The organism is Pseudomonas sp. NFR02 (assembly GCF_900119375.1).
In the GTDB taxonomy this organism is placed as follows: domain Bacteria; phylum Pseudomonadota; class Gammaproteobacteria; order Pseudomonadales; family Pseudomonadaceae; genus Aquipseudomonas; species Aquipseudomonas paracarnis.
Genome location: NZ_FPJJ01000001.1, coordinates 884,304 through 906,569 on the forward strand (window position 1 = coordinate 884,304; position 22,266 = coordinate 906,569).

Here is a 22,266-nt window from a genome sequence, read left to right on the forward strand (position 1 = left end):
TGGGCCGGTGGTGATCCGGCAAGGGGTGTCGCTAAAGAGCGTCGGGCTGTGAGGCCCTTCACAGCCCCTCGTAAGTCGCTGCGATGAGCAAACATTAACCGCCGGTTTTGTTGACGTCAATACCGGCGGTTAATTTAAATTTCCTGCGGCTGATGTATTCTTTTCTCGTTACTGTATGTATAAACAGTAATTTCGGGAGGGAAATATGAGTGCGATGCAGCAGCCTAGGCGACAGGCGAGAGCTGAGATTTCAGGCATGGAAAGGTTAAGCCTGCGGGTTTCAGAGATGATCAATCATCCAATCGCGCAGCTTCAGCGCTGGGTGAATATCCATCGCCTAGACGCGGACGGTGATCGGGAATGGGAAGAGGTATTGGGTGTGATCGCCGAGACGGACGAGCTTGAGCTGACGCTCAATGACGATGGCAGCGTAACGGTGAGGTGGGAGCAGCAGGAGGTCGCGGTAGCGGGGAGGGGAGAGGTCGAGCTTGAGTCAGAGGAAGATGTGGCACCTTTCTGACATTCGAAGATGAGCCCGCCGAGGCGACGGGCTCGCCGTTACTATTGTGCTGTCTCTTTTTGAAGACTTTCGAGAAGCTCTTCTTTCGAGGAAGATGACAGTGAGGCGCGCTGAGTTTTCAGCCGGTCTAGTAGGTAGTCATTGCTGATTTCGAACTCATCAAAAATGGTTGGCCATGTTTTAATATAGGTCTTAATTTTGTCGTCACTTGTAACAAGGCCAGGCTCACCGTACACCTGCGAAGTTTTCAGCCTGCTGTGGATAGAATAGGCTTCTTTAGAAATGTTTCGCCCTACTAAAATTAATTCAAATCTCGTAAGGTCGCTGTTAAATTCAGGGTAGTGACTTAAAATCGATGCGTACTCATCAAGTTGTTGCAGATGTTTATTGTTTAGTGAAACCCCAGGTCGTTTGATCTCGACTATCACACATCTGAAAAATTTGCGGCCCCTTGCATCGAGTTGTAATTTTTTACGAATTAAAAGTAAATCTACTTGTCGATTCGCGCCTTCGATCTCTACATCGCTGGCTAAATCCTCGATAGTAACTTCACCGATATTTTTTATTTTAGAGCGAAGGTTTTTCGCCGTGTTTGTGAATGTATCCTCTTCCGCTCCGAGAATTTCGTAAGCAGGGCCAAATAGCCAAGTGTTGCTTTCAATAACCTTTTGTAAGTCAGGAGTCTCTAGAACATCTTTGTAGTGGATGTTCATGATTTCCTTGACCTGGCCAACTGCCGACTCGCGATGCTGCAATAATTCAATCGTTTGGATGATGTTGTCGAGCTTTGTTTTCTTTAGCTGACTTGCAAGTTGGGTCATGGCTGCGGCATCCAGATTAAGTACGCTTTCGAGTACATCGAATATGCCACTATTTTCGTTTGAAACTGACAGCCTGTCTAATAATCTTATTATCAGTCTGCGCTGGGTTTTATTACCGCCGACGAATAATTTTGGCTCTCTGATTAGTACGGCTTTAACGATCTCTTTAACATGAGATAATCGCCATGTGGACTCACTATGGTTAAGGCCCTCATAAGTTGGAAAGTCACCAGCTTTTTCAAACGCGTCAATTTGCTCTTGTGCTTTACCTACAAGGAACTCTGCATAGCAATGCCTTAAGAACGCATTTAAGTCCCTAATGAGCAGCCGGAAATCTTCGGATGTCAAGAAAGAACTAAAAGGTTCGCTTAAGCTATCATCTTCTTTAACATACCGCTCAAGAAAAGAAGATTTGATAAAAACGGAAGTATAATAGTCTCTTTTTTTGTTCAGGCTGCTGTACTGCTTGTAAATCGTTTTTAACTTGCTAGATATAAAGTAAAGATAAGACTTTTCCGTGCCAGGCTTCTCATCCCATTGGACAAGATCTACATCAAATATCGCAGAATTTATTTTGATGGCTAGCGAGGTTTTCGTGTGCGATTGGGGTAGGATTTTAATGCCATTTATAGTGATTGTTTTTTCCGACATCAGCACAAGGTGCGGTCCAAATTCTTTGCTGAATTCTTTTATTAGAAAGCTGTCTGTAGGGAGGTTTTTTTCAAAGTTCGTAAGAGTAACGCATGTGCCAGACTTAAAATTTGAAAGCAGAACGTGCTGCTCATCTCGCTGAATGGTCCTACCATCAACTGCGCTTAGATTACTGCTCAGCACTAGAATCCGAGCATCGTGTCCCTCAAAGCGAGTAAACCATGTCGCACTATGACATACTTTGTGAAATGCGAGTCGACCCCGTCCTTGAGATCCATGAGAGTCGAATGAGTCCTTTTTTAATGAATCATTGAATCTGCGAAAATTTTCGTCTGGTTTATCAATGTTAATGCCAATGCCATTGTCTAAAATAGTAACAGCAAGAGTGCCGCCTATTTCTGTACTTTCAATGTCGATATGGACGGTTGTTGCTCCGGCGTCTAGACCGTTCCAAACAAGTTCAGCGAGCGCTTGCCAAGGCTCAACATTCTTAAAATGTTTAGTGATGCCGCTGTGCGTGATGGTGTTAGATCCAGAAAAATCTCGGGCGACAAAATCCATGGTCAATTGATCATCCTCAGTTTTAGCGCCCGTTTAGCGCAGTTATTTTAGCAGTTAAATTCAATGAGCATTCCACATCGGAAACTTCCGCGCCCGAATGTAGATCTCAGCTACGGCTGACCACTTAAGATCTTGGTTTGGCTTGGTCAGGGACATAGCGTCACACCGGTTGTCCGTTCCATACGTAAAGCACCCTGGCCAAGATGTGGGTGTCATCCACGCGGATCTCTTCTATGTCGTGATGCTTATTGTCAGAGATCATCTTGAAGCGCTCCTTGCCTTTCTTCTGCAAGCGCTTCACGTACAGCATCTCGTCGTGGGAGAAGAGGTAGATGCCGTCCCCGGTGAACTCACGGATCGTAATGTCGACGAGCAACGGGTCGCGGTCTTTGATCGTCGGCGCCATCGACTGGCCCCACCCAGTTATCATCTTGAGGTGGAAGTGCTCTTTGAACGTGACGCCCAGGTCGCGCAGATGCTTGGGACTGACCCTTATGTCCTGGAGCATTTCCGGATATTCGTGCGGGATCTGCCCGCCACCCATGGCTGCGCGAACGTCGTAGTGAGCAATTCGTACTTCGTCGCCCACTTGCCCAGGCCGGTAATAATCAATCTCGATCGAGCCTTCGCTACCATCCGACTCTACTGCCGCCAATAGGCGACGGCGTGAGTCATCCGAAAGCCCCTTACCCTGTTTTTCCAGCATTTTGCGCACCATATCGGCCGCTGATATGCCAGCGTCGAGAGTGGGCTCAACCGTACCGGTCAACCCGCTGATCTCATTAGCAAGGCGCTTGCTGAACCTCTCGACCGGCACATCCAGAAGGCGGGACAGCACTGCCGCAAATTTCGGATTTAGCGGATTTGTGCCATTCAGGTACATGGCCACAGCAGCGGCGGAAATATCGGCCTCTTCAGCCAGCTTCGCCTGGGTCAAACCGAGCGCATTCCTTTTCGATACGAAAAGCGCCTTAGCGGCGTCGCACTCAGCTTTCAGCTCTGGTGATAACTCTTTCTTTTTGCTCATCCGTGAAATTTAACCGTTGGTTAACTTAATTGCGTCAACCGGCGGTGTTGCTAGAATGCTAACCGGCGGTTAATATTGGGGTTGACGAAGATTGCTGAGGCAACGACATGAAAAAGACGCCACTGCCAGAACTGGTTGAGCGAATTGGTCAGTCCGCTGTCGCCAAGGGCCTTGGCGTCAGCGCACCAGCCATTTCGAAAGCCTTGAAAGCGGCCAGGGAGATCCTGGTTATCGAACACGAAGACGGGAAGTTCACTGCGGAAGAGATTCGTCCCTTTCCGTGCCAGCTCCCTCCCCAGAAGACCGCCGCGTGACATCCCTATTCGCCGTTCCATTGAAGCCAGATTAAAAGAGAGCAGCCCCTATGCAAACGTCCAGTTCCAGACACACCGTACAAACCCGTGATCAGGTACTGGTCGCCCACGCTGCAAATCAGATCGCGCGCACCAGCTTGAGCCAGGACGACTTCGCTCAGGCGTTGAGCCGCGAACTGCACCTGTCGTGCCCGGATAAGGCCATCGCCAAAGAGGTGCCGGACTTCACCGCGCTTACCTTTCAGAACGACGTGTCCGACTTTGTGAAGGCGACCGGCCGCTGGCTCAAGCGTGTTCAGCGCTGGCTGTCCGGCGATCAGGAAATGCCGTCCTGGCTGGAAGAGTCGTGGGTCAACGCCCTTGAGCCTGAGTTCCGCGACCACTGTGTGAACGAACTGGCGAGCCGCCATGGCCTCACCGGTGCCCGCCAGATGACTAGCGACCAATGCGCGAACAAGAGCTTCGGCGCGCTGATCCGGGCGCTGGGCGATGTGATCGACACCGGCAGCGAAGTGTTTGACGACCGGGTGATGTGCGAGCAAGACCTGCCGCACTTGCCCGCGTTCGCCAAGCAGTGCCGTCAGGTCGAAGCGAAGGCGGGGGAGCTGGGGCGCAAGGCTGAGCAGTTGATGAAGGACGCCCGGCCGAATTTGAAATCCATCGCCTGAATTACAGGCACAAAAAAGCCGACGGTCGAGGTCGGCTTCTTCTACAGCGGTAAGCGAGAGAAATCATGCCAAACATTGTTCCGATACACAACCCTCGGGGGTTCACCCGAATGGACAACCAGATGATGGATGGCTTGATGGCCATCGATTTGTCGGCGCGCGAGATGAAGATCGTTTTGTACGTGGCAAAGGCCACCTTGAACTTCAGCACGGGTGCCCATCGCATCCCAGCGGTCGATATCGCTAAGGCAACCCACATCCACCCCGACACGGTGTCGAAGGCAATCTCCGGCCTGCTGCGCCGTCGCGTGCTGTATCGAGAGGGTGGTGCACGCGGTGATATCGGCGTTTGCGACCCAAAAGAGTGGATCTTCGTCGTAGAGCCGAAACAGACCATATCGCCTGATTCGGCTCAAGTGGTCCGAATCGGCTCAGCCGCGAAACAGACCAAAACCGACGACTCCCTTCTTTATACAAAGAAAGAACCCCTATTAACTCTTTCTACGAAAGAGATTAATCCGCCCCAGGAGCCAGCCGAACCTCCAAAGCCTGATCGCAAGGCTCCGTTCGGCATGGCCCAGTTGCTGGCCGACAACCCGCACAGCGTTCCGGAGCAACTGCTGGCCGACTGGCTGACCCAGCGCAAGACTAAGCGCGCAGCGGTGACCTCCACCGTCTGGTCAACCGTGAACGCCCAGTTGGCCAAGTGCGCCGAGGCTGGTATCACCGCAGACGTTGCAATTACCGAAGCGCTCAATTCTGGCTGGCAGGGCTTCAAGGCGTCTTGGGTGATTAAGCGTTTGGCGGAGTCCGCACCGGTGCCGGCCCCTCAGTCGCGCCACACCGGATTTGCTGAACGCAACTATACCGATGGCCTGATCCAGCGTGAGGATGGTTCCTATGCGATCTGAGCCAATTTCTCCAGCGCCTGAACTACCGCCGGGCACCCGCGTCCAGCCCGCTGAGTGCGAGACCCACGGCCAGTACGAACAGAAGGTCTTCCCAGTACTCGGCAAAGAGCTGAGAAGTGGTTGCCCTGAGTGCAGCCGGATCATTCGCGAGAAGGCTGAAGCTGCTGAGCTGGCTAACAAGGCGATGGAGCTACGCATGGCCATGGAGCGAAAGCTCGGCGCCGCGCTGATCCCAAAACGCTTCGCCAGCAAGACCCTGGACGGGTACGTTGCTACCAGCGCCGAGCAGCGAAAAGCGCTGAACACCTGCCGCCGGTATGCCGCTGAGTTCGCGCAGATCGCCGAATCGGGCCGCTGCCTGCTCCTGCTGGGCAAGCCCGGTACCGGCAAGACACACCTGTCTGTCGCCATCGCCAACGAGATCATGGCCAAGTCCAGCGCAACTGCGGTGTACCGAACCATCGGCGCCGTCCTTCAGTCAATTCGTGCCACCTACGACCACTCCAGCGACCAGAGCGAAAGCCAAATCCTGTCGAGCCTGATCAGCCCCTCGCTGCTCATCTTGGACGAGATCGGCGTCAGCAAGGAAAAGCCCAGCGACTTCGAGCTGACCACACTTTTCGCAATCATCAACGGTCGGTACGAGCAAATGCGCCCGACTGTGATCGTCTCCAACCTTGATGCGAAGGCGCTGCCAGATGCACTCGGTGAGCGCTGCATTGATCGGTTGCGGGAGGGCGGGGTAATCGTCATCCCGTTCGAGTGGGAATCGCAGCGCGGCAAGGAGGAGGTCTGACATGACCAAGCCGGCAAAGCCTCGCCCAATGCCTGTGTACCTGGTGCTGCGCCGCCTGGTCGATCCAGCCACGGGCAAGGAGGTGGCCGCGTTCGTGCCATCCTCCGACGCCGACCGGTCGATCCTGCGCGAGCGTGAATTTAAGATGAACGCGAAGATCCGTGCCGACCTCAAGCAGCCGCGCAACCCGCGGTTCAATGGTTTGGTTCATGGCCTGGGCCGGGTGCTAAGCCAGAACATCGACCGGTTCTCTGGCAAGCAGTCACACGACGCAATCAAGGCCCTTCAACTGGAGTCGGGCGTGTACTGCGACGAGGAACTGTTCGACATTCCCGGCCTGGGCCAGCTCACCCGCAAGACACCCCGCAGCCTTTCCTACGACTCGATGGGGGAGGAGACATTCCAAGACTTTTGGCGCCAGTGCTGCGCGTACCTGGTGCTGCAGGACTGGCCAACGCTCACGGAAGAGCGCCTGACCGAAATGGCAGAGTTTGAAGCATTCAAGGAGGTTGCATGAGTCACGACAACGGATACGGAAAGCCTTGCCCTAATTGTGGCGAGCCTATGAGCAACATGCCAAGCCTGAACAAGCGCCAGTGCGCTACAGGCTGCAAAGAGAAGTTCGACTGGAAGCTGGCCCAGGGTCAGGCGCCATTGTTCGGTAACAACCGGCAGACAGCCAAGGAGGCTGTATGACCATCGAACGGAAGCCGGCCAAGTCGAAGAAATGCCGCGTAGCTACATGCAGGGCCTCATTCGTCCCAGCGAAGCCGTTTCAAACCTGGTGCTCGCCAGACTGTGCAGTGGCGACCATCCGCCAGCGACAGGATAAGCAGCGAAAGTCGTTCGCACAGCGCGAGCGCCGGGAGATCAAGGTACGCAAGGAGAAGCTGAAGACCAGAGCGGACCACCTCAAGGACACGCAGCAAGCATTCAACGCCTGGGTGCGTGCCCGTGACGCGGCACTGCCGTGTGTCAGCTGCGGCCGCCACCACCAGGGTAAGTATGACGCTGGCCATTACCGCACCGTTGGGAGCAATCCGGCCTTGCGCTTCGAGCCGATGAACTGCCATCGCCAGTGTTCGCCGTGCAATACCAGGCTTTCCGGAAACATCGTGAATTACCGCATTGAGCTGGTGAAGCGTATCGGCGCCGAGGCCGTTGACTGGCTGGAAGGTCCTCATGAGGCCAAAAAGTACACCGTGGAAGAGCTGAAGGCGATGACCGCCGAATACCGGGCAAAGACCAGAGAACTCAAGAAGGGGCAGGCAGCATGAAACTGATCAACGCAAGGCAGGTATGGACCGAAGCACAACACGAATCGAACGCGTCGATCAGCGCTGTGGCCATTGACAGGGCGGAGTCGGCACCAGTGAAGACGGGTGGGCGCATCGGCAAGCGTGACGCCCAGTTCCCAGCCATGGGCAGCGAGAAAGGGGAGGAGGCCGGGCGCTTCTCCGTGCCTGGGCAGCGAATCAGCATCAGCGAGACTCGGCGCACATCCGCTGGCAAGTCCACGGCCCGCGCTGCACACCTGGCAACCATCGGCAAAGTCCTGCGCGCTATCGGCACCCTGCCATTCCAGGAGCAACAGTTCGGGCACTACCTGTATCACCCATGCATGACGCTCGCTCACGTGCTCAACGCTGAGAAGCTGATCTGGAGTTGCGTGGACTTTTCTACCCTGACCGAAGCCAAGGAGGCGAAGGTGCATTGCCTTGTGACGATGGCCCTGCAGTCCTACAAGGTGGAGGCTCACGACGGTGCTCAGTGGGGACCCGCTCGTATCGCCGAGGGCATGCTCAAGCTCTACGGCGTCCACATAGAGCCCAAAGTATGGGATCGAGACTGGAAAGAAGCGTGGAATTTCCTGCGAGACGCCATTGAAGAAGTGGATATTCGTGTGCAGCAGCCTGTGTGGCAGGTTATTCACGCAGAAAAAGAAGAAGTAGCGGCATAAAGGTGTTGTCATGTTGGGGTTTTTGATGTACTTTCCCCATAGTGCACAAGTAACGCGAAACGCACACGAAACCTTAAACCCGACCAAGTGTCGGGTTTTTCCTTTCTGCATGGTAGATTTCCTCCGTCGTTAATTGATCAGGAGTAGAAATGGATACCTTAAGAAAAGAACGAAACAAAGCTTCGCGCGCAGCTAAGTGCTGGACCGTTTTTCACGGCATGGTAGTCATCGCAGAAGGGCTTACAGAGTCGGAGGCTGATGCATTGATAGAGCGGCGGCGTAAGGATATTGTGGATTTGGGTATCGTGCGTTAATCCAGAGTAGTGAGATTTTTCCAAGAGCCCGGCCATTAAGCCGGGTTTTTTTATGCCTGAAATTCACCTGTAGCCAGGGCAGCCCTCGGGAAGGCCTGGACGTCGATAGCCGGTAGTGCGACGTACGGACAGCACCGGCAGCCCGAGTACCTATTTAGCCTGCAGGCTGCTCAAGAATTCTTTGCAAAGATCGGACTCGGTGATCTCTCGGGCGCGCGTCGCTCGCTCTTCGATTGAAGAATCGGGTGGTCCCAGTATTTCTTTTAGGCCCCTATCGTAGATCGCAGAAATGTCCGCAAAGGTTTTCTTTATCCCGCGCTCACGCATATACATTTGGACCGCCACGGTGGCTTTGTCGACTACAGCCATGTCTGAGCGCGTGTCATGTGCATAAGCAAGTACGCACCGGTTCACTTGGAACAGGAGCTCGTCTTCAGCTTCGCTCGCATGCAAGGGAAGGGAGAAGGCGGAAAACAGTAAGGCGAAGATACTTAGTTTGGTCATTTATCTGTCCATAGAACTCTAAAAAGCTCGCCGTGGTTTATACCTCGCGCGCTGCGATTGCGCACCGATTTAGGGCCTCGACATTGATCGGGGTCTTTTAGTTTTCGGCTCCACCACACCCATTGCTCCGAGCTGGGAGTGCATTCTGAGCCGATTCAATTCCGCAGGTCACGACCTGCCGTATTCCTAACTCCCTGACGGGGAGGAACCGAGATGTCCAACATGCCAGACAAACCAGATACCTGGGCGCTTGTACTTGCGTGGCTGAGCCAGCATGCGCCGCTGCTGTATGCCGCAGCACTGTCATTCGCCATATCTGCTTTGCGAATCATCTACGGCGGCGGGACACGAAGACAGGCGGCTCTTGAAGCGCTGCTGTGCACGCTGTTCACGGCCGGAGCGTTTCCACTCCTTGAGTACTTCGGGCTACCTCAGAACCTTGCCGCTGCCCTCGGGGGCGGTATCGGATTCATCGGGGTGAAGAAGATCAGTGACCTGGCTGACCGGTTCGCAGACTTCAAGCTGCCGACCCGCAACGGCTGACCGATTAAACCAAAGGCGCCCGGTACTGCCGGCGCCAATCTATTGAGGCCGGCCCGAATGGATTACGTCCTCGGTGACCACACCTACTCAGCCAGCTACCAAGACCTCCGCGAAGAGCACGCCCGATACGTCCAGATGACTGACAAGCGCTTCCTGAAGGAATTACCAGGGGCTATGCACTTCGCGGTGTTCGTGTGTTGGTTCAAGGAGCTGCCGACAAGCCAGGTGCTTTCGGACGAGGGGATCGTTCATCAGCTGGCCCACCTGATCCATTTGAAGGGTGAGCCGGTTGTGATGCGCAGGCTTGGTGAGATCCGGGAGCTGTTCGACCAGCAGCTTCAGCTTGCAGCGTAATCCGCGCCACGTTTTCGAATGCGCCGAATCGTGGCGGGGGATTGAAGGCTGCATGGGTGCTGCTTATGTTTCGAGATTCCAAGCATGGGGGGATTCAGCCTTGCCTTTGGCCTAGGCAAATATTCAGCGCTTCGTATTTTTTATCCCGGGCTACAATTGCCTCCTCGCGCTGCGCTCCCTTTAGGGCATGCGTCCAAAAAGGCTGTACGTCGAGTCGCTCTTCGATATCTTTTATTTGCTGCCTTTCGGCCTCGCAAGGGTCCTTCTTATGAGCAAGTGCTGCGAGATTATTTTTTTCTGTATCTAATACGGCAACCCGACTTTCCGTCTCTCTCAGAATTTTTTGGTTGTAAAGGTTGGCACTTTTTTCTTCTAGTAGCTCTTTTCGAAGACTGTCGATGTCTTTTTGCAATTGGTCCTTTTGTTCGGTAAGCCTTCTGTTATCGGCTTTACTGTCGACCAGTTCTTGAGTGGTTGTCTTCAATAGGGCCTTTCTCTCACCGTCCTCAGCTGATCTGACATTCGACGACTGCCACATCGACGCAAGAGTCGTTAATAGCGCTATCGCAAAAGCGCTTCCGAGCCAGTTCAGTGCTATGGACCACCGGAAACCAGGTGGGGATTCTTGTGTCTTTTTGTTTCCCGATGCGCTGGTGCTGTGTTGCCCGTTACGTGCCATATGGACTGACTACCCGAATTATTGATTGTGGCTTATGACCATCATTGTAAAGGTCTCCTCTAGACCATTTCAAAGTTTCAGAGGGGATCATGATTAGACCGACACCTCCCTCCAAATCACTTGAGCATCAGGTTCCATCTCACTTGGCATAGGCATCATCGAGGTTGGCCTGTTAACTCTGGAGCCGAATGCGTGACGACAATTGCCTACAAAGACGGCGTGATCGCCTATGACTCCCAGGTGACTCGTGGTGATGTGATCACCTACGACGATTACGAAAAATGCCTTGAGCGCAACGGTGTGAAGTTCTTCTGCTCCGGCGCCGTCTCGGACTATCAGCGCCCGGTTGATACCTACTTCGGTGCAAAGCATGAAGGCAACATCGACGTTACGGCCATCGTGTTGGACGGTGAGCAGTTGATGCTGGTTGCCGTGGATGACGCTACGGGCCTGTGGAAGTCGCCGATCATGCTGGATCGCGCTTACGCCATTGGTAGTGGTACGCCCTACGCGTTCGCCGCAATGGACATGGGCGCCAGTGCCTATCAGGCAGTAGAGATGGCCTCCAAGCGCGACACCAGCACCGGCGGCACAATCCGCACTGTAGTGGTGGCCGAGATTCTAGAGCCAGGTAACGCGGACGTTGGTCAGGCGCATAAGCTCTAAGGATTCTTCGAGACTCTTGGTCCCGACGATTTGGTTACCTGTCCCCCCGAACTTCACGTTCATCAGCAACTCATGAGCATCCACCCGCTCAGGGGCCTCGCCTTGAATTGTTTGCGGTGCATTCATGTGCTCATAGGTCAATTCGTACTTGTGCATTATTTATCTCGGTATGGGCTAGTGGTAGGTGTGCCGCAGGTTAGTGCGGCACCAGCTTTTTACGTTGCTGCGTTCTGGATCTTCGTAGCCAAACTGGAAAGTTCGTCTAGTGCTTTCTCCAGGTTATCCACCTTGCCTGCTTGAACCTGCAGCGCTATCAGTCCGATTGCCGCTGCAACAGCATTTGCTCTAGATACGGGCGGGTTTCCTTTTACGGTTTGGATAGTGACTTTTGCGTCTTCTGCTACTGACATGTTGCGTTCCTTGCTGATGAGTTGATCCTAACCAATACCGGCAACGCGCCACTATTTCAATCCAGCCTTTAGGCTGACCTGAGACAATTTATGACAACCAAGCAACCCGACTGGGAGGCGATCGAGCGTGCCTACCGGGCCGGATTGCTTTCCATCCGAGAGATCGCCTCAACCCAAGGCATCACCCACGGCGCCATCAACAAGCGCGCCAAGCGCGATGGCTGGGAGCGAGACCTCAAGGCGAAGATCCAGGCGAAGGCCGATTCGCTGGTATCCAAACGCACGGTATCCACTGAGGTATCCACCAAACAGGCGGATACCGAAAGAGAGATCATCGAGGTAAATGCTGAGGTCATCGCCAATGTGCGGATGGCTCACCGTGGCGATATCTCGCGCGGCCGCCGGCTCACGAACAAGCTGCTGGACGAGCTGGAAGGCCTGACTGACAACCGGGAGCTGTTCGATCAATTGGGCGAGCTGATGCGCGACCCTGACGACAACGGATTCGATAAGCGTAACGAACTGTATGGCAAGGTGATTAGCCTGCCGGGCCGCTCCAAGACTATGAAGGAAATGGCCGAGACACTGAAGACGCTGATCTCCCTGGAGCGCCAGGCTTATGACCTCGACACTAAGTCAGGCAACAGCGATGCCGATGCACTCTCTAAACTGATGGACGATCTATCGAAGGAAGCCTGAAATGAAGCCCGAGCACTTGAAGCTGCTCCGGGATAAGCGCTGGCGGTTGAACAACCTGTACTTCATCACTGACAAGCAGGGCAAGAAGGTCCGCTTCCGGATGACGGACGAGCAGATCGAATACTTCGACGGGATGCATACCCGCAACATCATCCTGAAGGCCCGGCAACTCGGCTTCACCACCGAGTGCTGCATCATCCAACTCGACGCCGCACTGTTCGAGTCTGCCAAGTGCGCGCTGATCGCTCACACCCTGAACGATGCCAAGCGCCTGTTCCGGGAGAAGGTCAAGTACGCTTACGACAACCTTCCTGCTGAGATACGCGCTGCCAACCCTGCTTCTAACGATGCTGCTGGTGAGCTTGTGTTCAGCAAGGGCGGATCGCTCTACGTGTCCACATCCTTCCGGGGCGGGACTCTACGGTATCTGCACGTATCCGAGTTCGGGAAGATCTGCGCCAAGTTTCCCCACAAGGCCAGAGAGATCGTCACCGGCGCCTTCGAGGCTGTCGCTACCGATTGCTTCGTCACGATTGAATCGACGGCGGAGGGCAGGGCGGGCTACTTCTTCGACTACTCGCAGAGCGCGGAACGGCAGCAACTAGCTGGTGTGCCTCTTGGCTTGCTGGACTGGAAGTTTTTCTTCTTCTCCTGGTGGAAGAACAAGGCCTATTGGCTTGACCCGACTGACGTGGTCATACCTCAGCGCCTGACCGATTACTTCAACGAGCTGTTCGCCAAGCACGGGATCGACACTAACCCCGGCCAGCGCGCCTGGTACGCCGCCAAGGAGAAGACGCTCGGCGACGACATGAAGCGGGAATACCCGTCTCTGCCGGCTGAAGCCTTCCAGCAGTCGATTGAGGGCGCCTACTACTCCAAGCAGTTCACCAAGCTTTACGCGGCTCAACGCATTGGCGCGCTATCCGACAACAGCCATTTGCCGGTGCACACGATCTGGGATATCGGCGTCGGCGACTCCACGGCCATCTGGTTCGTTCGGATCGTCGGCGAGGAATACCACGTCATCGACTTCTACGAGAACAGCGGTGAAGGCCTGCGGCATTACATGAAGGTGCTCAAGGATCGAAAGTACACGTACGGCGATCACTGGGGCCCGCACGACATCGACAACCGTGAATTCGGCAGCGACGGCAAGACCCGGCGCGAGCTGGCCAGGGAGGGCTACGAGATCGACGGGCAAAAATACAGCCTCAAGTTCAGCGTTGTTCCAAAGCTCAGCATCGACGAGGGCATTGAGCAGGTGCGGGAGATCCTTCCGGCCTGTGCCTTCGATGAGTCCAAGTGCGAACTGGGTATTTCCTGCCTGGAGAACTACCGAAAGGAGTGGGACGACAAGCGCGGCTGCTGGAAAGACAAACCACTTCACGACTGGTCATCGCACGGCGCGGACGCCTTCCGCTACTTCGCCGTCTCGATGGGCAGGCGCAAACGCACAGGCGGAACACGCCGAATTGGAGGCTTGGCCTGATGCCAGTGCAATCGACAAACCCCGACTACGAGGCGCATATCGCTGAGTGGGAGATGATGGACGACGCGCTCGAGGGTGAGTGCGCGGTGAAGCGCAACGAGCGCAATCTGCCCAAGCCGAGCGGTATGGTTGAGGCTGAAAAGTTGGATAGCGCGGGTAATAAGTACCTCTACGAGAACTACACGAACCGGGCCCAGTACGAGCACTGGGTGCGCGACTCGCTGCGGTCGATGATGGGCCTGGTTTCGCGGTTGATTCCGGAGATCGAGCTGCCCGGCGGACTGAAGGGGCTGGAAGACAACGCAACGGCAGACGGCTTCGGCCTGAAGCAGTTGTTCTTCCGCATGGTGCGCCAGGCCATTTCCCATGGTCGGGTGCCGCTGGTGGTGAACATCGATGACCGCGGCGAGCCGTACTTCTCGACGTACGCCACGCGCAACGCGATCAACTGGGACACCGCTGACCAAGGCGGCCGGCAGGACCTGGTGCTTTCTGTGTTCCGCGAGTTCCGCAAGAAGGGCGGCGATCGCTACAGCCATGACTGTGACACGGTGTTCCGTGAGTTCTTCATGGACGGCGACGTTTGCTACACCGCTGTGCGCAATGAAGGCGGTGAGCTGGTCGAGGACGAAAAGCCGCTGGGCACCACCGGTACCGACAACCGCCTGGTTAAAGGCCTGTCGTACTTGCCGGTGATCTACTGCGGCTCGACCGACAACTCGCCGGACGTGGACGAGGTGCCGCTGCTGACCATGGCGCGGGCCGCGCTGAAGTCCTACCAGTTAAGCGCTGACTACTTCACGTCGCTGCATCAGACCAGCCACCCGCAGCCGTGGGTCTCTGGTCTGGATGAGGCGGTGGAGTTGAGCGTCACCGGCCCTTCGGCGGCATGGGATCTTGGGCCTTCCGGTTCCTGCGGCTACCTAGAGTTCCAGGGCGCCGGCATCGAAGCCGTGCGCAAGGCCATGGATGACCAGAAGAATGCCGCACTTGAGGCCGGTGCGAAGGTCATGGACGTGGGCGGCACCGAGTCGGGTGAGGCGCGCAAAACACGCCAGAACGACCAGCACGCCACGTTGCACAGCATCGTCATCACGGTGGCTGAGGCGGTCGAGCAGGGCTTGCGGTACGCAGCCGAGTGGAAGGGCTACGACCCCAAGCAGGTCAAGTTCAAGGTGAATCCTGAGTTTGTGACCCCTGTAGTTGACGCCCAGGTTCTCGCCGAGCTGCTTAAGGGCGTGATGGCCGGCACGATCAGCGCTGATACCTACTGGCAATACCTCACCACCGGTAAGTTGCCGGAGAGACCCTACGAAGACGAAGCCGAACTGATCAGCGATGAGCGCGAGTCGGCCGGCATCAACCTGGACAACGACGATGCCAACGACAAGCCTGGCGCAGGCGGACAGCCAACTGCTGGAGCAGACGACCCGCCACTCGGTAATGCTGGAGCGACTTAAGGCCGGTGAGGTCAAGAAATTCGAGAAGTACCTGCGCCAGATCGACAAGATGGTGCGGGAGCAACTCACCCGCAAGGAGCTGACCACCTACAGCCGGGACCGCCTTGAGCAGTTCCTGGCCCGGGTGGACGGCAAACTGTTGGAGATATACAAGGCCTACGGCGACCTGGTGCAGGCCGATCTAGTCGACATCGCGCTGTATGAGTCGAGCTTTGAGTCCAAAAGCCTGAGCAATGCACTCTCCATCGACGCGGTGGTACCGACCAACACGGTGATCCGCGCAGCTGTGTTCTCCTATCCGCTGCAGGTGAAGGGTATCGACGGTGGCAAGCTGTTGAAGAGCTTCGTCAGCGGCTGGACGCGCACCGAGACGATGCGCGTCACGAACACCATCCGGCTCGGCTTCGGCCAGGGCCAGACAAATGCTCAGATCATCCAGGCGATTCGCGGTACCGCGGCGCAGAACTTCACGGACGGCGTCTTGGCGGTGAGCAATCGCAATGCTGCCGCCGTGGTGCAGACGGCAATCCAGCACGTGGCCACCACGGCACGAATGGAGACGCTGAAGGCAAACAGTGACGTGGTGCTGGGCTATCGCTGGGTGTCGACGCTCGACCGCAAGACCTCGCAGCAGTGCAAGGGCCTGGACGGGATGCGCTTCGACCTAGGCAAAGGCCCGCTGCCGCCGGCGCATATCAAGTGCCGGTCAACCACGGTGCCGACCACCAGACTTTCGGAGATGTTCGCCAAGGGCGCCACACGCGCCTCGGTGGGCGACAACGGCGGGGCCCAGGTCGACGCAGGGCTGAACTATTACGAGTGGCTGGCAACGCAACCGGCGAGCTTCCAAGATCATGCCCTTGGGCCGGTCCGGGGCAAGTTGTTCCGCGATGGCGGGCTGACGCCGGAGAAGTTTGCCAAGCTGCAACTCGATAAGTCGTTCAAGCCGCTGACGCTGGCGCAGTTGAAGGATGCAGAGCCCGACATGTTCACCCGAGCAGGCGTTACACTCGGCGCTCAACCAGGTTGAGATAGCACATGCAGATCATCGTTGAGGACGGGAAGGGGAGGCCAGACGCGAATAGCTTCGTGCCGCTGGAGAAGCTGAACTTCTACCGCGACTACTACGGGTTCCGGATACCTGAAGCTGAGACTGAGCAGGTCGAATTGTTGCTGCGCGCAGCCTCCGATATCAACGGTCGCCAGTGGAAGGGTCGAAAAGCCAATCCAGAGCAGGCAATGGCCTGGCCCCGACGTGATTGCAAGATCGAATACCAGACGCTGTCCGAGACATTCGTGCCCTTTGAGCTTGAATGGGGCCAGGTGCGGCTGGCGGTCGAACTTTACGCCGCTGAGCAGGGCTTCCAGATCGAAGAGCCGACTCACTGTACCGAGCCGAACGGGCAGCGGACTCGATTGAATCGAGATACGCCAGGCCTGCGTATGCGTCCGCCGCCCTATGCGTCGAGCAGGGCGCAGCTTGCCGATTACCTAGTGAAGCGTGGACTTTCAATCGTTCGGTAGCTTGAGTCTGTCGACTTGCGCCTGATATAAGGCTCCCCTTTTTCAAGGGAGCTGAGCAATGAACTGGATGCTTGGAGTGGTGGTGCTGGTAGTTGCATGTGTTACATGCGCAAGTCTTGGGCTCACGGCTGGGATTAATCTAAATCCTGTGTCCACCGTTAAGTATGTTTGGGATTGGAATGCTGCGGGGAGCTGGGTTTCTGGCATCGGGACGTTTTTGGCGGTCATTGTCACGCTGTGGCAAGTAAGGAGACAACAGGAGCGAGAGAGGCCAAAACTAACCATACAGCAGCACTTCGAGTCGAAAACGTACACCCTGATATTGGTTTCTACTGGGCTTGTGCCTGCTACCGTTTTCGGCGCGAGCCTGTCTTATGATGACGATAAAACGCATTTAGATTTAGCGCACCATTTGTCGGAAGACTCGAAATTACCCCGGCGACTTGACCGGGGGGATGCTGTGACGATTTTAGAACTCAAGAATGTCAGCTTCTCAATGTTGGGACGAAGCATCATTAGGCCGGCTTTAAACGAGTTGGAGGCTCAGGGCGTAAAAAGTGCGGTTTACGGTGAAGGCATCAATCAGAGTTACTTTGATCGCTTGAACGCCTGCGCAGCGCGAGAAGCCAAGCTGATAGTTAAAACGGCTCACAATGCAGAGGAGTTCGCTTTTTCCAAGGAAGCATTTCAAGCACTTCTGAAATACGCGATTGATGATGAATACAAGCTAGCGCAGGAAAAATGCGAATCCTGGAAAGCTGACGCACGCGAGTTGTTGGGCATGCTTGAGGACGCTCGCAAAAGGTCAATTGTGACCATAAGTGAAGCGGAGTAAGCCTTCTCTGTAGATAAAGTGATTCAAGAGTAAACCTCGGCCATGCCGGGGTTTTTTTATGCCTGCAAAGCGGGCCGACCAAACCCAAGGGGTGCACCAAGTGGCAGATGACAACCAGATTGACCTTGAAGACCCGGCAGTTCAGACCGCCATTGCTGCAGCTGTTGAGGCTGCAACCGTAGGCCTCAAGAACAAAAACACCGAGCTGCTTGGCTCGCTCCGGACCACCAAAACTGAACTGGACGGTTTCAAATCCCAGTTCGAAGGCCTGGACATCGCAGCCGTGAAGGGCCTGCTTACCAAGGTAGGCCAGGATGAAGAGACCAAGTTGATTGCCGAGGGCAAGCTGGACGAGGTCATCACCCGACGTACCGAGCGCCTGCGCACCGACTATGACACCAAGCTGGCAGCCGAGAAGGCGCGAGCCGATAAGGCCGAGCAATTCGCTGCCAAGTACAGCGACAAGGTGCTGGCTGATTCCATTCGCGCTGCCGCCATTAAGGCCGGCGCGCTGCCTGAGGCTGGCGAGGACATCATCCTGCGCGCCCGGGGCACTTTCAAACTCAGTGAAGACGGCGAGGCGATCGCCACCGACCGTGACGGCGAGGTCGTTTACGGGAAGGACGGCAAAACCCCGCTGTCGCCGCTCGAATGGGCGGAATCGCTGCGTGAAACAGCAACACACCTGTGGCCAAGGGCTCAGGGTGCCGGGCAGACCGGTGATCAAGGTGGCAAGGCCACGAAAAAGTGGGGTGAGTACACGGAAACCGAGCGCGCTGCGATCGCCCGTGACAACCCTGAGCTCTTCAAGAAAATCCAGGCCACCAAAGGAACTTAATCCATGGCAACTACCCAACTGACCGACATCTTCGTCGGCGACTACTACGCCTCCCTGGCGCCGGTTAACAGCCCGGAAAAGACCGCTGTGTACGAGTCGGGCATTGTGACCCGCTCGCCTGTGCTGGACGCGATCGCCTCCGGCAGCCAGGGCACCGCCGAAATCAGCTACTGGCAGGATCTCAATGCTGATGAAGCCCCTAACATCAGCAACGATGACCCGAACGACCAGGGCGAAGTCGGCAAAGTTACCCAGGACAGCATGCGTGCCCGCGTTCTATACCTCAACAAAGGCTATGGCGTCACTGACCTGACCGCTGAGCTGGCGAACAGCGAGCCCCAGCAGCAGATTCGCAACCGTTTCGGCACCTACTGGACCCGCCAGTGGCAGCGTTACACCTTGGGCGCGGCTCGCGGCATCATCGCCTCGAACATCGCGAACAACGGCGGTGACATGGTCATCGACGCGGGTGCGACCATCAGTGCGAACGCCTTTCAGGATGCCGCGTTTACCGCCGGCGACGCAGCTGACCAGTTCGGCGCGATCGGCGTGCACTCCGTGGTGATGAACCAGATGGTCAAGCAGGACCTTATTGAGTACCTGCGTGACTCCGACGGCAAGATCATCCTGGCCACCTACCTCGGCAAGCCAGTGTTCATGGACGATGCCCTGGTGTATGGCGCGGGTAAGTACCTGTCTGTGTTCTTCGGCCAGGGCGCTTTCGGCTACGGCGAGGGCACGCCGAAGATGCCGGTTGAGCTGGAGCGTAAGCCTGGCGGCGGTAACGGCGGCGGTGCCGAAGTGCTGTGGGAGCGGAAGACCTACATCCTCCAGCCCGCAGGCTTCAGCTGGAAGGGCTCCGAGGCTCAGAACCTCAGCCCGACCGCGACCCAGTACGCAGCTGCTGCGAACTGGCAGCGCGTGTTCAGCCGCAAGCAGGTCCCGTTCGCCGCCGTGATCAGCGGTACCACCACGCCGTAATTCGGCCCACACAGCCTGGCGCCCGTATGGCGCCGGGATGCTTTGAGGTGACTTATGAAAGTGATCTACACGGACAAGCCGGGCAAAGAGCGCGGCGTGTGCTACCGCCTGCTGAGCGAGTTTTTCGGCGTCATCGGCTCCGCAACCGAGGTGGTCGTTGATGGCGATGCACCGGATATCTTCGATGCTTACCAGGCCGTCGGCATCAAGGTTTCCGACGGTAAGGAGCAGGAAGCCCCGGAAACCGACCCTCTGAAAATGAAGGTGCCGGAGCTGAAAGAGTGGCTCACCAGTAAAGACATCGCCTTCGAATCCACCGCACTGAAAGAAGACCTCCAGGCCTTGGTGCCGAAGGAGTAAGGACACGCACATGACCGACTTCATCACCGTTGCCGATGTTGACGCTTCGCTGGGTCCTGGCTGGGCCGGCACCGGTGATCCGGTCCTTGCTGTGACCATGGCCAACGCCTGGCTCACGGCCAAGATCAAGCGGGTTGTTCCTGATCCGGTTCCGACCGAGATCAAAACAGCCGGCGCCCAGGTCGCCAAAGAGGCGGCAGCGGGCAAGTTGTACACGGCAACGCAGAAGGAAGTGCAGAGCAAGACGGTTTCGGCGCAGTCCGGCACCTCTGTGAGCAAGACCTACGTGGCCGGATCTACTGATCAGTCGGCGGGTGTGAACTTCGCCCTAGCGCTGCTGGAGTCTTGGATCAAGCGCTCCGGCGTGATGATGCTCAAAAGGATCTGATCATGGGTATGCGTGAAGAGATCCAGGCTGAAATGGCTGAGGCGTTCGATGACCCCGAGGGCTTGGCCGACGCGGTAAAGCCAGTGGAGGGCGTACGCAAGGTTGCGGGCGAGTATGACCCTGACCTGGGCGGCGAAACGCCGGAAACCACAGTTACCTATGCTGGGCGCGGCGTTCTGGGCAGCTATCTCTCCAAGGAAATCGACGGCTCCCTCATCCAAACCACCGACAAAAAGCTGCTGGTGCTGCAGAACGAACTGTTCGTGTCTGAGGCCGGTGTGACGACAGCGGTACCGGCTTCTCCGGCCATTGGCGATATCGTCAACGGCCTGCGGGTGATGAACGTGTCCGCGGACCCTGCTGATGCGACGTGGACAGCGCAACTGAGGAAGTGAAAGACAATAGGAAACTGATACCTTTCATTTAGACTTTTCCGCTGCTTACTCAATCTGCGCGTGATTTTGAAAGCCTAATAACTAAGCATTTCGTCCAGCTTGTCTAGCGTTTCTGGATTCACCTGTCCATCCCTGAGTTCTTGCTCAAGCACAATTAAAAGTTCGATGGTTTCGTCAGAAAGTTGCAGGTCAGCAGGCATTTTACCTGTTGCAAACTTTGTTACCCATTCTGGGTGAGATTCTCTACAACTAGCCGCAACGGCATCCCGGAGGTTTTTTACGCTCTGAGTAAGATTTTTGCCCTTGGCCGTGTCAGCGAGTACTTGCTTCCTTGCGTTCTCGATATTTTTGGCTGCCTGTTCGCCAAAATTGCGTCCGTGGCTATGGATGCTAGATCGTTGAGTATGCGGCTTTTTCATAGAGAGGATTTCCTTATGCGATGGTTCTATGAGGGATTGGCCAACTTGGCTTCAGGAGTTATCAGTCGAGTCACGAGAAAGCTCAATCTGCATAACAACCCGATCTTGTATCTGCAGGTGCGGTCGTGAGCCGGGCAGGCGCCGGACAGTCCGGTAGTTTTGCGCTCAGCCTGGCCGAGTTCGCCGCCCAGACCGGCGAAGCCATCGACGCCAGTGTGCGCGAGATTATCATCGAGGTCGGCAGCAGCCTAATTCGCATGTCTCCGGTGGGTAACCCGGAGATCTGGGCGCAGAACGCAGTAGCGACCGAGTACAACAAGGCCGTCGACGACCACAACAGCGCACTGCGCAGTGATCCGGCGAATCTAACCAAGGCTGGAAGGCTCAAGAAGGGTCGCAAGCTCAACGATGGCATGGACATCAAGGCGCCCGAAAGCTACGTCGGCGGTCGTTTCCGTGCGAACTGGCACATCTCGCTCGGCGTGGTCGAAAACGTCACCTTCGACGAGGTAGACCCCAGCGGTGCCGAGACAGTCGCTGCTCTGGTCGCGGCAATGAGTGACTTCACCGCCGGCGAAATGGCCTACATCATCAACAACTTGCCCTACGCGATTCCACTGGAGTTCGGCCATTCCACCCAAGCCCCCGGGGGCATGGTTCGGGTAACCGTGGCTCGCTTCCAGCAGATCGTGATGGAGGCCATCAGGAACAACCAGGTATGAGTCACGCAATCATCGCCTCGATCTATGAGGCCAAGCTCATCGCCTGGAACGCTGCCAGGTCGGAGAAGTTGAAGATCGTCTTCGAGAACACGGCCTACACGCCGGCGTCAGGCGAGACGTATCTTCGGGCGTTCACGATTCCGGGCGACACCGCGAGCAACACGCTGGGCGGTGATCACCGGCTGTTCACCGGGGTGTTTCAGGTCAGCATCATCGCGCCGGCTGGCACCGGCAAGACCCAAACCAACCCAATTGCCGCCGAGATAACCACGCTATTCCCACTGTACGTACGCGACGTGAAAAACAGTTTAGTAGTGACCCTCATGACCCCCGTAGATGTCGGTCCGGGAATTACCGGTGACTCGACCTATACCGTGCCGCTATCGTTCACCTACCGGTCCGACACCACGCCATAACCCGCCCGTTGGGCAAATCCTGAACCCGCCATCGAGCG

32 protein-coding genes are annotated in these 22,266 nt (G+C 56.2%); 26 read left to right on the forward strand and 6 right to left on the reverse strand.

Annotated elements, in window-relative coordinates:
- The first annotated feature begins 205 nt into the window (after positions 1–205).
- A complete protein-coding gene (locus tag BT199_RS04245; RefSeq protein ID WP_072433962.1) occupies positions 206–520 on the forward strand; it encodes a DUF1654 domain-containing protein in 315 nt (104 codons plus the stop codon).
- Positions 521–561: 41 nt separating this feature from the next.
- Here BT199_RS04245 and BT199_RS04250 read toward each other — a convergent pair whose 3' ends face one another.
- Together BT199_RS04250 and BT199_RS04255 are read right to left on the reverse strand one after the other, a co-directional pair.
- Positions 562–2,553, reverse strand: coding sequence for an ATP-binding protein (locus tag BT199_RS04250; protein ID WP_072433963.1), 1,992 nt, complete (start codon positions 2,551–2,553; stop codon positions 562–564).
- Positions 2,554–2,713: 160 nt separating this feature from the next.
- Positions 2,714–3,580, reverse strand: coding sequence for a LexA family transcriptional regulator (locus tag BT199_RS04255; protein WP_072433964.1), 867 nt, complete (start codon positions 3,578–3,580; stop codon positions 2,714–2,716).
- 107 nt (positions 3,581–3,687) lie between these two features.
- Between BT199_RS04255 and BT199_RS04260 the strand changes: the two genes are divergently transcribed.
- From BT199_RS04260 to BT199_RS27185, 9 genes are all read left to right on the forward strand, one after another.
- The gene (locus BT199_RS04260; protein WP_072433965.1) at positions 3,688–3,894 is read left to right on the forward strand and encodes a Cro/CI family transcriptional regulator; all 207 of its coding nucleotides are present in this window, start codon (positions 3,688–3,690) and stop codon (positions 3,892–3,894) included.
- A gap of 50 nt (positions 3,895–3,944) precedes the next feature.
- Positions 3,945–4,562, forward strand: coding sequence for a hypothetical protein (locus BT199_RS04265; protein ID WP_072433966.1), 618 nt, complete (start codon positions 3,945–3,947; stop codon positions 4,560–4,562).
- Between the two features lie 65 nt (positions 4,563–4,627).
- Positions 4,628–5,473, forward strand: coding sequence for a replication protein (locus tag BT199_RS04270; protein ID WP_072433967.1), 846 nt, complete (start codon positions 4,628–4,630; stop codon positions 5,471–5,473).
- Complete coding sequence (locus BT199_RS04275; RefSeq protein ID WP_072433968.1) at positions 5,463–6,269, forward strand: ATP-binding protein; 807 nt, start codon at positions 5,463–5,465, stop codon at positions 6,267–6,269. Before BT199_RS04270 ends, BT199_RS04275 begins: the two co-directional genes overlap by 11 nt.
- A 1-nt stretch (position 6,270) precedes the next feature.
- The gene (locus tag BT199_RS04280; RefSeq protein WP_072433969.1) at positions 6,271–6,786 is read left to right on the forward strand and encodes a hypothetical protein; all 516 of its coding nucleotides are present in this window, start codon (positions 6,271–6,273) and stop codon (positions 6,784–6,786) included.
- A 47-nt stretch (positions 6,787–6,833) separates the two neighbouring features.
- Positions 6,834–6,965, forward strand: coding sequence for a hypothetical protein (locus tag BT199_RS27365; protein ID WP_256575927.1), 132 nt, complete (start codon positions 6,834–6,836; stop codon positions 6,963–6,965).
- The gene (locus tag BT199_RS04290) at positions 6,962–7,546 is read left to right on the forward strand and encodes a recombination protein NinG (RefSeq protein WP_072433971.1); all 585 of its coding nucleotides are present in this window, start codon (positions 6,962–6,964) and stop codon (positions 7,544–7,546) included. Before BT199_RS27365 ends, BT199_RS04290 begins: the two co-directional genes overlap by 4 nt.
- Positions 7,543–8,229 (forward strand): hypothetical protein, encoded by a 687-nt coding sequence (locus BT199_RS04295; RefSeq protein ID WP_072433972.1) that lies wholly within the window; start codon positions 7,543–7,545, stop codon positions 8,227–8,229. Before BT199_RS04290 ends, BT199_RS04295 begins: the two co-directional genes overlap by 4 nt.
- A gap of 149 nt (positions 8,230–8,378) precedes the next feature.
- Positions 8,379–8,543 carry a hypothetical protein gene (locus BT199_RS27185; RefSeq protein ID WP_175556190.1) on the forward strand — a complete coding sequence of 55 codons (165 nt, stop codon included), beginning with the start codon at positions 8,379–8,381 and terminating at the stop codon, positions 8,541–8,543.
- A 150-nt stretch (positions 8,544–8,693) separates the two neighbouring features.
- Here BT199_RS27185 and BT199_RS04300 read toward each other — a convergent pair whose 3' ends face one another.
- Positions 8,694–9,047 (reverse strand): hypothetical protein, encoded by a 354-nt coding sequence (locus BT199_RS04300; RefSeq protein WP_072433973.1) that lies wholly within the window; start codon positions 9,045–9,047, stop codon positions 8,694–8,696.
- 213 nt (positions 9,048–9,260) lie between these two features.
- Here BT199_RS04300 and BT199_RS04305 point away from each other — a divergent pair, with 213 nt between their 5' ends.
- Both BT199_RS04305 and BT199_RS04310 read left to right on the forward strand, forming a co-directional pair.
- On the forward strand, positions 9,261–9,590 hold the full coding sequence (locus BT199_RS04305) for a phage holin, lambda family (RefSeq protein WP_014717899.1): 330 nt from the start codon (positions 9,261–9,263) through the stop codon (positions 9,588–9,590).
- A 57-nt stretch (positions 9,591–9,647) separates the two neighbouring features.
- Positions 9,648–9,944, forward strand: coding sequence for a hypothetical protein (locus BT199_RS04310; protein ID WP_072433974.1), 297 nt, complete (start codon positions 9,648–9,650; stop codon positions 9,942–9,944).
- 94 nt (positions 9,945–10,038) lie between these two features.
- Here the strand turns inward: BT199_RS04310 and BT199_RS04315 are convergent, their stop codons facing one another.
- Positions 10,039–10,428 (reverse strand): hypothetical protein, encoded by a 390-nt coding sequence (locus BT199_RS04315; protein WP_139271598.1) that lies wholly within the window; start codon positions 10,426–10,428, stop codon positions 10,039–10,041.
- Between the two features lie 387 nt (positions 10,429–10,815).
- Between BT199_RS04315 and BT199_RS04320 the strand changes: the two genes are divergently transcribed.
- Positions 10,816–11,289, forward strand: coding sequence for an Ntn hydrolase family protein (locus BT199_RS04320; RefSeq protein ID WP_072433976.1), 474 nt, complete (start codon positions 10,816–10,818; stop codon positions 11,287–11,289).
- 215 nt (positions 11,290–11,504) lie between these two features.
- Here BT199_RS04320 and BT199_RS04325 read toward each other — a convergent pair whose 3' ends face one another.
- Positions 11,505–11,699 carry a hypothetical protein gene (locus BT199_RS04325; RefSeq protein WP_072433977.1) on the reverse strand — a complete coding sequence of 65 codons (195 nt, stop codon included), beginning with the start codon at positions 11,697–11,699 and terminating at the stop codon, positions 11,505–11,507.
- Positions 11,700–11,789: 90 nt separating this feature from the next.
- Between BT199_RS04325 and BT199_RS04330 the strand changes: the two genes are divergently transcribed.
- From BT199_RS04330 to BT199_RS04380, 11 genes are all read left to right on the forward strand, one after another.
- On the forward strand, positions 11,790–12,398 hold the full coding sequence (locus BT199_RS04330; protein ID WP_072433978.1) for a hypothetical protein: 609 nt from the start codon (positions 11,790–11,792) through the stop codon (positions 12,396–12,398).
- A gap of 1 nt (position 12,399) precedes the next feature.
- A complete protein-coding gene (locus BT199_RS04335; protein ID WP_072433979.1) occupies positions 12,400–13,890 on the forward strand; it encodes a terminase large subunit in 1,491 nt (496 codons plus the stop codon).
- Positions 13,890–15,350 carry a DUF4055 domain-containing protein gene (locus tag BT199_RS04340; protein WP_072433980.1) on the forward strand — a complete coding sequence of 487 codons (1,461 nt, stop codon included), beginning with the start codon at positions 13,890–13,892 and terminating at the stop codon, positions 15,348–15,350. Before BT199_RS04335 ends, BT199_RS04340 begins: the two co-directional genes overlap by 1 nt.
- Positions 15,268–16,380 (forward strand): minor capsid protein, encoded by a 1,113-nt coding sequence (locus BT199_RS04345; protein WP_175556191.1) that lies wholly within the window; start codon positions 15,268–15,270, stop codon positions 16,378–16,380. Before BT199_RS04340 ends, BT199_RS04345 begins: the two co-directional genes overlap by 83 nt.
- Positions 16,381–16,388: 8 nt before the next feature.
- Positions 16,389–16,874 carry a DnaT-like ssDNA-binding protein gene (locus BT199_RS04350; protein WP_072433982.1) on the forward strand — a complete coding sequence of 162 codons (486 nt, stop codon included), beginning with the start codon at positions 16,389–16,391 and terminating at the stop codon, positions 16,872–16,874.
- Positions 16,875–16,932: 58 nt separating this feature from the next.
- Complete coding sequence (locus BT199_RS04355; RefSeq protein ID WP_072433983.1) at positions 16,933–17,709, forward strand: hypothetical protein; 777 nt, start codon at positions 16,933–16,935, stop codon at positions 17,707–17,709.
- Positions 17,710–17,809: 100 nt separating this feature from the next.
- Positions 17,810–18,547 carry a hypothetical protein gene (locus tag BT199_RS04360; RefSeq protein WP_072434117.1) on the forward strand — a complete coding sequence of 246 codons (738 nt, stop codon included), beginning with the start codon at positions 17,810–17,812 and terminating at the stop codon, positions 18,545–18,547.
- Between the two features lie 3 nt (positions 18,548–18,550).
- Positions 18,551–19,528: a major capsid protein gene (locus BT199_RS04365; RefSeq protein WP_072433984.1), complete on the forward strand. Its 978-nt coding sequence runs from the start codon at positions 18,551–18,553 to the stop codon at positions 19,526–19,528.
- A 54-nt stretch (positions 19,529–19,582) separates the two neighbouring features.
- A complete protein-coding gene (locus BT199_RS04370) occupies positions 19,583–19,888 on the forward strand; it encodes a HeH/LEM domain-containing protein (protein ID WP_072433985.1) in 306 nt (101 codons plus the stop codon).
- A 10-nt stretch (positions 19,889–19,898) separates the two neighbouring features.
- Positions 19,899–20,276 carry a hypothetical protein gene (locus tag BT199_RS04375; protein ID WP_072433986.1) on the forward strand — a complete coding sequence of 126 codons (378 nt, stop codon included), beginning with the start codon at positions 19,899–19,901 and terminating at the stop codon, positions 20,274–20,276.
- Between the two features lie 2 nt (positions 20,277–20,278).
- The gene (locus BT199_RS04380; RefSeq protein ID WP_072433987.1) at positions 20,279–20,671 is read left to right on the forward strand and encodes a hypothetical protein; all 393 of its coding nucleotides are present in this window, start codon (positions 20,279–20,281) and stop codon (positions 20,669–20,671) included.
- Between the two features lie 74 nt (positions 20,672–20,745).
- Here BT199_RS04380 and BT199_RS04385 read toward each other — a convergent pair whose 3' ends face one another.
- Positions 20,746–21,090 carry a hypothetical protein gene (locus BT199_RS04385; RefSeq protein WP_072433988.1) on the reverse strand — a complete coding sequence of 115 codons (345 nt, stop codon included), beginning with the start codon at positions 21,088–21,090 and terminating at the stop codon, positions 20,746–20,748.
- Positions 21,091–21,215: 125 nt separating this feature from the next.
- On the opposite strand from BT199_RS04385, the gene BT199_RS04390 reads away from it, so the two are divergent.
- Entirely contained in the window at positions 21,216–21,812 is a 597-nt protein-coding gene (locus BT199_RS04390; protein ID WP_072433989.1) for a hypothetical protein, read from the forward strand.
- Positions 21,809–22,228, forward strand: coding sequence for a phage tail terminator-like protein (locus BT199_RS04395; protein WP_072433990.1), 420 nt, complete (start codon positions 21,809–21,811; stop codon positions 22,226–22,228). Before BT199_RS04390 ends, BT199_RS04395 begins: the two co-directional genes overlap by 4 nt.
- The last annotated feature ends 38 nt before the right edge of the window (positions 22,229–22,266 follow it).

Bases quoted from the DNA above. Each gene is read 5' to 3' on its own strand.
- BT199_RS04245 (WP_072433962.1), top strand. From the start codon at position 206: ATGAGTGCGATGCAGCAGCCTAGGCGACAGGCGAGAGCTGAGATTTCA.
- BT199_RS04250 (WP_072433963.1), bottom strand. From the start codon at position 2,553: ATGGATTTTGTCGCCCGAGATTTTTCTGGATCTAACACCATCACGCAC.
- BT199_RS04255 (WP_072433964.1), bottom strand. From the start codon at position 3,580: ATGAGCAAAAAGAAAGAGTTATCACCAGAGCTGAAAGCTGAGTGCGAC.
- BT199_RS04260 (WP_072433965.1), top strand. From the start codon at position 3,688: ATGAAAAAGACGCCACTGCCAGAACTGGTTGAGCGAATTGGTCAGTCC.
- BT199_RS04265 (WP_072433966.1), top strand. From the start codon at position 3,945: ATGCAAACGTCCAGTTCCAGACACACCGTACAAACCCGTGATCAGGTA.
- BT199_RS04270 (WP_072433967.1), top strand. From the start codon at position 4,628: ATGCCAAACATTGTTCCGATACACAACCCTCGGGGGTTCACCCGAATG.
- BT199_RS04275 (WP_072433968.1), top strand. From the start codon at position 5,463: ATGCGATCTGAGCCAATTTCTCCAGCGCCTGAACTACCGCCGGGCACC.
- BT199_RS04280 (WP_072433969.1), top strand. From the start codon at position 6,271: ATGACCAAGCCGGCAAAGCCTCGCCCAATGCCTGTGTACCTGGTGCTG.
- BT199_RS27365 (WP_256575927.1), top strand. From the start codon at position 6,834: ATGAGCAACATGCCAAGCCTGAACAAGCGCCAGTGCGCTACAGGCTGC.
- BT199_RS04290 (WP_072433971.1), top strand. From the start codon at position 6,962: ATGACCATCGAACGGAAGCCGGCCAAGTCGAAGAAATGCCGCGTAGCT.
- BT199_RS04295 (WP_072433972.1), top strand. From the start codon at position 7,543: ATGAAACTGATCAACGCAAGGCAGGTATGGACCGAAGCACAACACGAA.
- BT199_RS27185 (WP_175556190.1), top strand. From the start codon at position 8,379: ATGGATACCTTAAGAAAAGAACGAAACAAAGCTTCGCGCGCAGCTAAG.
- BT199_RS04300 (WP_072433973.1), bottom strand. From the start codon at position 9,047: ATGACCAAACTAAGTATCTTCGCCTTACTGTTTTCCGCCTTCTCCCTT.
- BT199_RS04305 (WP_014717899.1), top strand. From the start codon at position 9,261: ATGTCCAACATGCCAGACAAACCAGATACCTGGGCGCTTGTACTTGCG.
- BT199_RS04310 (WP_072433974.1), top strand. From the start codon at position 9,648: ATGGATTACGTCCTCGGTGACCACACCTACTCAGCCAGCTACCAAGAC.
- BT199_RS04325 (WP_072433977.1), bottom strand. From the start codon at position 11,699: ATGTCAGTAGCAGAAGACGCAAAAGTCACTATCCAAACCGTAAAAGGA.
- BT199_RS04330 (WP_072433978.1), top strand. From the start codon at position 11,790: ATGACAACCAAGCAACCCGACTGGGAGGCGATCGAGCGTGCCTACCGG.
- BT199_RS04335 (WP_072433979.1), top strand. From the start codon at position 12,400: ATGAAGCCCGAGCACTTGAAGCTGCTCCGGGATAAGCGCTGGCGGTTG.
- BT199_RS04340 (WP_072433980.1), top strand. From the start codon at position 13,890: ATGCCAGTGCAATCGACAAACCCCGACTACGAGGCGCATATCGCTGAG.
- BT199_RS04345 (WP_175556191.1), top strand. From the start codon at position 15,268: ATGCCAACGACAAGCCTGGCGCAGGCGGACAGCCAACTGCTGGAGCAG.
- BT199_RS04350 (WP_072433982.1), top strand. From the start codon at position 16,389: ATGCAGATCATCGTTGAGGACGGGAAGGGGAGGCCAGACGCGAATAGC.
- BT199_RS04355 (WP_072433983.1), top strand. From the start codon at position 16,933: ATGAACTGGATGCTTGGAGTGGTGGTGCTGGTAGTTGCATGTGTTACA.
- BT199_RS04365 (WP_072433984.1), top strand. From the start codon at position 18,551: ATGGCAACTACCCAACTGACCGACATCTTCGTCGGCGACTACTACGCC.
- BT199_RS04370 (WP_072433985.1), top strand. From the start codon at position 19,583: ATGAAAGTGATCTACACGGACAAGCCGGGCAAAGAGCGCGGCGTGTGC.
- BT199_RS04375 (WP_072433986.1), top strand. From the start codon at position 19,899: ATGACCGACTTCATCACCGTTGCCGATGTTGACGCTTCGCTGGGTCCT.
- BT199_RS04380 (WP_072433987.1), top strand. From the start codon at position 20,279: ATGGGTATGCGTGAAGAGATCCAGGCTGAAATGGCTGAGGCGTTCGAT.
- BT199_RS04385 (WP_072433988.1), bottom strand. From the start codon at position 21,090: ATGAAAAAGCCGCATACTCAACGATCTAGCATCCATAGCCACGGACGC.
- BT199_RS04395 (WP_072433990.1), top strand. From the start codon at position 21,809: ATGAGTCACGCAATCATCGCCTCGATCTATGAGGCCAAGCTCATCGCC.